An 8,411-nucleotide genomic window follows, 5' to 3' on the forward strand; every position below is an offset into this window, starting at 1 on the left:
GATAGACGAAGTAGGCCGACTCGATACCCTGCATGGCGTCACGCAGCGTGTTCACCTCCTGCAGGTCGCCAAGGACCACGTCGGCACCGAGGGCGGCAAGCGCGGCGGAGCGGTCATCGTGGCGGCGGACCATGGCGCGGACATCGAGGCCGAGGGCCAGGGCTTCGCGGACGGCGGCGCGGCCGGTGTCACCGGTGGCGCCCGTGATCAGTACTTTCTTGGACATGGCGGGTATTCCTAAGAGAGAAGCGGGAGAGGAGAGATCGCTTCGGTCAGGCACCTTTGGAAGGGCGCTCCGTTCCGATGGGATGACTATCCTCCCGGCCTCCCAGGCCCGGTAGCCGTTGGTTTTGGCTAAGACCTATCCGGTTTCAGCATGGGCGTTCCGGACCCTCTTTGCGGCCGGACCGCACCCTGCCTATACTCGCTTCGGCGCCGGGGGGCGCCCAGGGGGTTTCAGGGAATGGATGACAATTTCTACGCCGCGCCGCTTATCGATAGCGTCCCCGGGCATCATCGTCTTAGGCGTGTTCGGTCTCGCCCTGCTCAGTCGCCTTCGCCCCTGTGGTCGGCCCATGCTTAATCCCGTGGACAGCTGATGATTTTCGGCAACGAACGGCGCTGCGCGCACGATTACTTGGCCGACACCATCGTCGTCCACCTCTGACTTTTCACCCGGCAGGACTCATGCAAATGGACAGCAATCCGTACGCCGCTCCTCAATCCGAGCTCGAAACCCGCGCCGCCACCCCGGCCAGTCTCGAACGCGCCAAGGCCAGTCGCGGCCAGCGTTTCGGCGGTGCCTTCCTGGATGGCATCTTCAGCACCATCTGCCTCGCCCCATGGACCTATTCCATGAAGAGCGGAGGCATGACGCGTAGCGCGGCCGTGCTCGGCCTCGGTCTCCTGATCGTGCTCTGCATCATCAACCTGGCGCTGTTGAGCAAGAATGGCCAGACGCTGGGCAAGAAGATCGTGGGCACCAAGGTGGTCATGGCCGATGGCTCGCCAGCTCCGCTGTGGCGCATCGTGTTGCTGCGTTGGCTACCGCTGACGGCCGTGTCGCTGATTCCCAAGGTGGGCCTCGTCGTCGCGCTGGTCGATGCCTGCGCCATCTTCACCAGCGAGCGCCGCTGCGGCCACGACTTCGTCGCCGGCACCATCGTCGTCGACGCCTGATGCTCGACACGGTTCGCCAGATCGAGACGCCTGAAGGCGTCTCGCTCCGGTTGCACGCGGCCGGAGCGACGGCGCGTGCGCATGCGTGGCTTATCGACTTCGCCCTGCGTGCGCTCGCCGCATTCCTCCTGCTGGCCGTGCTCGGCATGTTGGGCTCGGCGGGCGCCGGTCTCAGCATGCTGGTGCTGTTCGCGGCGTTCTGGATTTACGGCGTCGCCTGCGAGGTCTGGATGGATGGGCAGACGGTGGGCAAGCGCATGATGAACCTGCGTGTGGTGAATGCGGACGGCACGCCCGTGACGCTGTTGCCCTCGGTCATTCGCAACCTGCTACGTACGGTCGATGCCCTCCCGGGCATCTATGGCATCGGTCTGGTCTGTTGCCTGGTCGATCCCTACAGTCGCCGTATTGGAGACATCGTGGCAGGCACGATGGTGATCCACGTGTTACAGCGCGGCGCCCTGGGCCAGATACCGAACGAGCCGGCTGAACCACCGTCGACGCCCTTGCGCCTGGAAGAACAGGAAGCCCTCGTGGCCTTTGCCGAGCGTGGCCGTAACCTGCATGAAGCGCGGCAACGCGAACTGGGCGACCTGCTGGAGCCGCTCACGGGGCGCATGGGCAATGCGGGGCTGCGCAAGCTGCTGGCGCACGCCAACTGGCTGCTGGGGCGCCCATGAAACAAGAGCGGTTCGTGGCCCTGCACGATGCGGGGTGGTCGGAAGTGGAGAGTTGGATGCGCGGCAGCGGTCGCCAGGCGTGGTCGTCGGCGCTGGCGGAGCAGGGGCTGGATTTCCCGAGCCAGTACCGTCGCATCTGCCAGCACCTGGCCATGGCTCGTGCCCGTGGCTACAGCCACGACGTGACGGACCGCTTGCAGCGCATCGTGGATCGGGGCCATCGTTTGCTCTATCGCCCGCCGGCGCCGCGCTGGCACCGTATCGGCGAGTTCATCGTCGCGGGATTCCCACGCCTTGTCCGTCGCGAGTGGAAGGCGATGGTCATTGCCGCTGCGCTGCTGTACCTGCCGACCCTCATCTGCCTGCTGTTGATTCACTTCCGGCCTGACGTGGCCGGCATGATTTTCAGCGGACAGGCACTGGACCGGTTCGAGCAGATGTACAACCCGACGCGCGACAGGATGGGTCGTACCAGCGGCACGGACGTGGCGATGTTCGGCTTCTACGTGCTCAACAACGTCGGCATCGCTTTTCGCACCTTCGCGGCAGGTCTGTTTTTCGGTGTCGGCGCGATCTACGTGCTGGTGACCAACGGGATCATGTTCGGAGGCATCGCGGGTCACCTGGATGCGATCGGCTACGGTGGTCCGTTCTGGCGCTTCGTCGCCGCGCATTCGTCGTTTGAACTCACGGCTATCGTCATCGCCGGCGGCGCCGGCTTGCGCCTGGGCTACACGCTGCTGGCGCCCGGTCGCATGCGCCGTGGCGATGCGTTGCGCGAGGCCGGTGGCGTGGGTGCACAACTGGTACTCGGTGCCTTCCTCATGCTGGTGGTCGCCGCCTTCATCGAGGCGTTCTGGTCGTCCGTGGCGGCGTTCCCGGACGTCGTTAAGTTTGGCAGTGCCGCGCTGCTCTGGTTACTCGTCATCGCGTGGCTGGCTTTCGGTGGCCGCAGGAGGCGCAGTGGAGATTGAGCGTATCTCCGTCGTGCTGCGCCCGCGCAGTACCCGTGAATCCGCCGACCTCGGCGCAGCGATGCTCCGTCGTCACGCGCAGCCGATCTTCACGGCATGGTTCATCGCGTCGCTCCCGTTCCTCGCGATAGCCATCGGCCTGGCACTGTGGTTGGGACAGCCGTGGGTGTCATTGCTGTTTCTCTGGTGGCTGAAGCCCTTGTTCGCGCGCATTCCGCTGTACGTCGTTTCACGGGCGGTGTTCGCGGAGGCACCCGGCTGGCGCGATGCCTTGCGCGGCATGCGTACGTGGGGCCTGCAAGGCTTGCTGGCCTGGATGACGATTCGTCGCCTCGATCCACGCCGCTGCGTCTTGCAACCCATCGTCTACCTCGAAGGCCTGGATCGCCGCGCACGCACCGAGCGCTGGCGCGTGTTCGGCCGTGGCGTCGAGGGTCCCGGTACGGGGCTCGCGTTGACCTGCATGATGTTCGAGTGGGTGCTCGCACTTAGCCCGTTGCTGTTCCTGCCGATGTTCGTGCCCGCCGAGTTGTGGGAGTCGTACTGGTTCAACGCAGGTTYTTTGCGAACGATGCCCCATTGGCTTTCCCTTCCGCTCGTCGTGGCGTACTACCTCGGCATGTCGGTCGCCGAGCCGCTGTGTACGACCGGTGGCTTCGCGCTCTATCTCGGCCGCCGTACCGAGCTCGAAGCATGGGACCTGGACCTCGCATTCCGGCGGCTGCGTAACCGCCTGCTGGCCACTGCCACCACCGCGCTCCTTCTGATCGCCACGTGTTTCGTCGCACYCACGGCGCATGCCGCCGACACGCCGCGCGACGTCAAACCCGATGCTGTCCGCGTGTCGTTGGCGTCCGCGTTTCCCATGCCGAAGCAGGGCACCGACCAGCGGATGAATGCCGTGTCGGACAAGGTGCTGACCGATCCCTTGCTTGGTGGCAAGACGCAGGCCTGGCGCTGGGTACCGAAACATCCGGCTGCCCCTAAGCCTGCGGAAATCGTTCCGGTGAAACCCATCGTACCGGGGGACGTCGCCGGGGCCGGTGTGGCCTTGAAGGGGGTTCTCCTCGCGTTGCTTGTCGCTGCCGTCGCATGGTTGGGAAGGTTCGCCCTGCAACGCTGGCCCTCGCACCGGGGTGAGCCGGCGACGGCTCGCGCACCAGCGCAGAGTGCCGTGCAGGAAACGGCGGTAGCGGTCGCCGTGCCGAAGGGCTTCGGTGAGCAGGTGCACCTGCTTTGGCGGTCGGGTTCGCGCCGGGAAGCGCTGGCGCTGCTCTATCGCGGTACCGTGGAGCGCGTGGCGACGCGACTCGACGAGCCGGTGTCGCCGGACGCCACCGAAGCGGACGCCATTGCCGGAGCGCGCCGCCTCGATGACGACGACGCGGGCCGTCGCGCCATTCGTATCGTGCGGACCTGGCAATTCGCGGCCTACGCGGATCGTTACCCCTCTGATGAGGAAATGGCCGTCTTGCTTGGCGGCTGGCCGGTGGAGCACGTATGAGCAGGGGTAACGCATGGGCACTGGCTATCGCGGCGCTCGTCTTGCTATGCGTCGGAACGTTTCTCAGCACGTTCGAGCACAAGGAAGTCGACGTGGACGTGCCGCCCTCCGGCAAGGCGGCGACCAATCGCTTTTACGCCCTGGAGCGCGCGATGCGCGGCATGGGTATTCCGGCGCGTTCCGTCAGTGGCGTGCCATCCGGCGATGACTCGCTGGTGGTGCTGGGGGTGAATCCAGCCAACCTGGATCGCGACGACGCCGAAGATCTGCTGTCGCTTGCGGATGACGGGGCAACGGTCGTGTTGCGCACGGGGTCGGACGCGGAGATGGCCCGCGCCTTTTTCTGGAAAAGCCTGAGCAAAGCAGTCGGCCTCGCGCCGGCAGGTACCGGCTGCCTGGACGTTCAGGGGCTCGCCGGTGAGAAGTCCTACGCGTGGTGCGGTATGCGCGTGAAGCTACGTGCCGCTGCCCGCGTCGATGGACTCGGCGATGCGAAGGGTGACCTGATGGTGACGTTCCGTTACGGCGACGGCACGATCACCCTCGTGCCGTCGCTGGATCCTTTCAGCGGTCGTGGCTTCGAAGACCCCGTGGCACGTCGCCTGCTGGTACGCGTGCTGCATCTGGACGACCACGAACAATCCGCCGCCCTGGTGTACCGCGTGGACGGCGATCGCATCTGGAGCCTGCTGTTCACTCGCGGCTGGCCAGCCATGCTTGCGTTCGCCCTGTTGCTGGCTGCGTGGGCGGTATCGCGCGCCGTGCGTCTCGGCCCGCTGCTGGACACCCCGCGTGCGGATCGCCGTGCCCTTGTGGAGCACGTGCAGGCCGCTGGCGAATTCCTTTACCGACGTGACCGCGGCCGTGGTTTACATGCGCGTGTCTGCGCCGGTGTGCTTTCCCGTGCACGGCGGCTGGATCCCGGTGCCGACGACCTCGAGGGCGAGTCGCTCCACGTTCGCCTGGCCGAGCGCTTCGATGAGGCTCCCGCGGACGTTGCGCGGGCATTCCGGCCTCCCGTCGACGCCAATGCGTTTCGCGACAGCATCGCCATTCTTTCCCGATTGCGGAGACATCCATGAACACGTCCGTCGACACCCCGCGCGAAGCCGCGCTCCCGATCACCTTCACACCGACGGAGGTCGCCGCACGTATCGCCGCGCTGCGCAGCCAGGTGGGTCGTGCGTTCATCGGCCAGCAGCCGGTCTTCGAACAGGTGCTGTTGGCCTTGCTCGCCGCCGGTCACGTGCTGATCGAGGGCGTGCCTGGCCTGGGCAAGACCTTGCTGGTGCGCGCCCTTGCCGGTGCCGTCGGGTGCAGCTTCGGCCGCGTGCAGTTCACCCCCGACCTGATGCCTGCCGATGTCACCGGCCACGCCGTGTACGACATGAAGGCCGAGCGCTTCCAGATTCGTCGCGGCCCGGTGTTCGCGAACCTGCTCCTGGCCGACGAAATCAATCGTGCGCCGGCCAAGACACAGGCAGCGTTGCTCGAAGCCATGCAGGAAAACCAGGTAACGATCGAAGGTCGGCGTTTCCCGTTGCCGCAGCCCTTCATGGTGGTCGCTACGCAGAATCCGATCGAACAGGAAGGTACCTACGCGCTACCCGAAGCGCAGCTGGACCGCTTCCTGGTGAAGGTGCAGATCGAATACCCGACGCTGGCTGACGAAACACGCATGGTGACCGAGGTGCTGGACGGGCAGGTAGCCGCGGACCTGGACGTGTCGCGCGTATCGCCGGTGATGAACGACGCGGAGCTGATGGCCATCCAGCGGATGGTGGCCACCCTGCGCGTGGATCATGAAGTGGTGGACTACGCCGTGCGGATCGCACGCGCCACGCGTGAGTGGTCGGGCGTACTGGCCGGTGCGGGTCCACGCGGTGGCCTGGCATTGGTGCGTCTGGCCCGCGCCGCCGCGCTGGTGGACGGCCGCGACTTTGTCACGCCGGACGACGTGCGTAGCGTGGCGATTCCCGCGTTGCGCCACCGTCTCCTGCTGGCCCCCGAGGCGCTGATCGATGGCCAGCATGCCGAAGACATCCTGAAGGGGCTGCTGCACAAAGTGGCCGCCCCGCGCCGATGATTCGTCCCGCTGCCGCCATGCTGTCATTGATCGGCGTCTGGTTCGCCGCGGGCGTGCTGGTGTCGATCGAGCTGTTGCCGCTGTCGTGGTGGGGCATGCTTGGCGCGCTGTGCGCCATCGTGCTGCTAGGCGACGTGTTTCGCCTGGGCCGCCAGGCCTCGCCCGAACTGACTCGCGAACTCGATGCCGTGCTGCCGTTGGGTGRGCGTCTCGATGTGACGCTACGCCTGCGCCACGCGGGCAAACGCAAGCGTCGCGTACGCATCCACGACATGCACCCCGGTGGCTGGCGCGTCGAGGGTCTGCCACGCACGGTTGACCTCGCGCCGTCGCGCGAACTGAATTTCTCGTATGCGCTATGGCCGGCTTCCCGAGGCAAGTTCGCCTTCGCCGGCTGCCAGGTGGAACTGACCTCGCCCTGGCGCTTGTGGCATCAGCGCCGCACGCTGGATGTCGCGGCGGATGTGCGCGTATTTCCGAATTTCGCGCCGCTCGCGCGTATGGCTGGCCTTAGCGTGGAGCTGGCGTCGCGCTCGGTAGGCGCGCGGCTGCAACGCCGGCGCGGCGAAGGTACGGAATTCCAGGAACTGCGCGATTACCGCGTGGGCGACAGCCTGCGCAAGGTGGACTGGAAAGCGACCGCGCGGGCGGGCCGCCTGATGTCGCGCCAGTACCGCGACGAGAGCCACCAGCAGGTCGTGCTGATGCTGGACTGTGGTCGCCGCATGCTGGCCGAGGACGACGGCGTGGGCCACTTCGACCAGGTACTCAACGCATCGCTCGCACTGGCCTACATCGCGCTTCGCCAGGGCGACAGCGTAGGGTTGCTCGCCTGCGCGGGTGAGAACACACGCTGGTTGGCGCCGCAACAGGGTGCCGGCGGCATGGACATGCTGTTGGGGGCCGGTTACGACCTGCGCGCGGAATCCACGCCCACCGACTATCTCCACGCGGCGAGCGAGCTGCAGACACGCCAGCGAAGGCGTGCATTGGTGGTACTGGTGACCAATGTTCGCGACGAAGACGACGAGGAGCTACGCGCGGCGGTGAAGATGATGTCGCGTCGGCACCTGGTCATGGTGGTGAGCCTGCGAGAAATGGCACTGGATCGCGCGGCGACTGGTGATACAGACAGCCTGGAAGCGGCCATCCGGACAGCCGGTGCGCTGCGCTACCTTGACCAACGGGACGCGGTACATGCGCGCTTGCGACGGGAAGGTATTGCCACGCTCGATGTACTCGCCAGCGAGTTGTCCGGCAGGCTGGTGGAGCGGTATCTGGCGATCAAGCGGGCAGGGCGCCTCTGAGCTCTCACCAGAGCCAGACAGGCGCGTATGAAGATTCGCTCCTGAACTAAAAGAAAGGTTCTTCGCGGAATGCCGGGGACGCCGAAGACGGTGAGGCGCAGAGCCTTCGGCGTGTAGACGTGGCGGCGCAGAGCCTTCGGTGTTCAGGCGTGGCGGCGCAGAGCCTTCGGTGCCCACCCTCGCTGCTCAGACACGTCCTCCGCGTTTCGTACCGGAAAGTCCGCTGCGCGGACCACGTTCTTATTGGCCTGCGGCCGCTCCACTTGTGCGGAACTCGCCTCGAGGGCGGGCACCGAAGACTCTCCCCATCCCTGAGGTTCGTGTGGGTCGAGCCGACGAAGCAACGCCGCTTCGACTGCTGGCTCGTCCCCATCGCGGAACGGTCAACCGCGTCGCGCCGCTCGCGATCGTCCGCGCGCAGCGGCGCCGCGGCGAGGAAGGGTCTCACCAAGCCGGAATGTTCGTAGCACGACCGCCGTAATGGTCCGCTTGGGCGGCCACGCTCACACCAGCTCTTCGTCCAGCTGACCGTATCGTCGTGAGAGACCTTGGTGTCCACCCTCGAGGCGAGTTCCGCACAAGTGGAGCGGCCGTAGGCCAAATAGGTACACGGGCCGCGTGAGCGGCCTTCCTTTTCGAACGCGGAGGACGTGTCTGAGCAGCGAGGGTGGACACCAAGGT

General features: G+C 66.2%; 8 protein-coding genes. 7 read left to right on the top strand and 1 reads right to left on the bottom strand.

Annotated elements, in window-relative coordinates; all coding sequences use genetic code 11:
* Nucleotides 1–226 (bottom strand): NmrA family NAD(P)-binding protein (locus AC1DSN_RS14505; protein WP_477331311.1); only part of this gene is annotated, 226 nt, incomplete at its 3' end.
* 467 nt (nt 227–693) lie between these two features.
* On the opposite strand from AC1DSN_RS14505, the gene AC1DSN_RS14510 reads away from it, so the two are divergent.
* Genes AC1DSN_RS14510 through AC1DSN_RS14540 form a run of 7 tightly spaced genes read left to right on the top strand, consistent with a single transcriptional unit; the run spans nt 694 to nt 7,730 of the window.
* On the top strand, nt 694–1,179 hold the full coding sequence (locus AC1DSN_RS14510) for an RDD family protein (protein ID WP_477296085.1): 486 nt from the start codon (nt 694–696) through the stop codon (nt 1,177–1,179).
* Complete coding sequence (locus AC1DSN_RS14515) at nt 1,179–1,859, top strand: RDD family protein (RefSeq protein WP_477296084.1); 681 nt, start codon at nt 1,179–1,181, stop codon at nt 1,857–1,859. The genes AC1DSN_RS14510 and AC1DSN_RS14515 overlap by 1 nt, the downstream gene beginning before the upstream one ends.
* Nucleotides 1,856–2,833 carry a stage II sporulation protein M gene (locus AC1DSN_RS14520; RefSeq protein ID WP_213948050.1) on the top strand — a complete coding sequence of 326 codons (978 nt, stop codon included), beginning with the start codon at nt 1,856–1,858 and terminating at the stop codon, nt 2,831–2,833. Before AC1DSN_RS14515 ends, AC1DSN_RS14520 begins: the two co-directional genes overlap by 4 nt.
* Nucleotides 2,823–4,337 (top strand): DUF4129 domain-containing protein, encoded by a 1,515-nt coding sequence (locus AC1DSN_RS14525; protein ID WP_477331313.1) that lies wholly within the window; start codon nt 2,823–2,825, stop codon nt 4,335–4,337. The genes AC1DSN_RS14520 and AC1DSN_RS14525 overlap by 11 nt, the downstream gene beginning before the upstream one ends.
* Nucleotides 4,334–5,419: a hypothetical protein gene (locus AC1DSN_RS14530; protein ID WP_477296082.1), complete on the top strand. Its 1,086-nt coding sequence runs from the start codon at nt 4,334–4,336 to the stop codon at nt 5,417–5,419. The genes AC1DSN_RS14525 and AC1DSN_RS14530 overlap by 4 nt, the downstream gene beginning before the upstream one ends.
* A complete protein-coding gene (locus tag AC1DSN_RS14535; RefSeq protein WP_477296081.1) occupies nt 5,416–6,423 on the top strand; it encodes an AAA family ATPase in 1,008 nt (335 codons plus the stop codon). Before AC1DSN_RS14530 ends, AC1DSN_RS14535 begins: the two co-directional genes overlap by 4 nt.
* The gene (locus AC1DSN_RS14540; RefSeq protein ID WP_477331315.1) at nt 6,423–7,730 is read left to right on the top strand and encodes a DUF58 domain-containing protein; all 1,308 of its coding nucleotides are present in this window, start codon (nt 6,423–6,425) and stop codon (nt 7,728–7,730) included. Before AC1DSN_RS14535 ends, AC1DSN_RS14540 begins: the two co-directional genes overlap by 1 nt.
* The last annotated feature ends 681 nt before the right edge of the window (nt 7,731–8,411 follow it).

This window comes from Luteibacter sp. P4_D7_3, assembly GCF_056401735.1.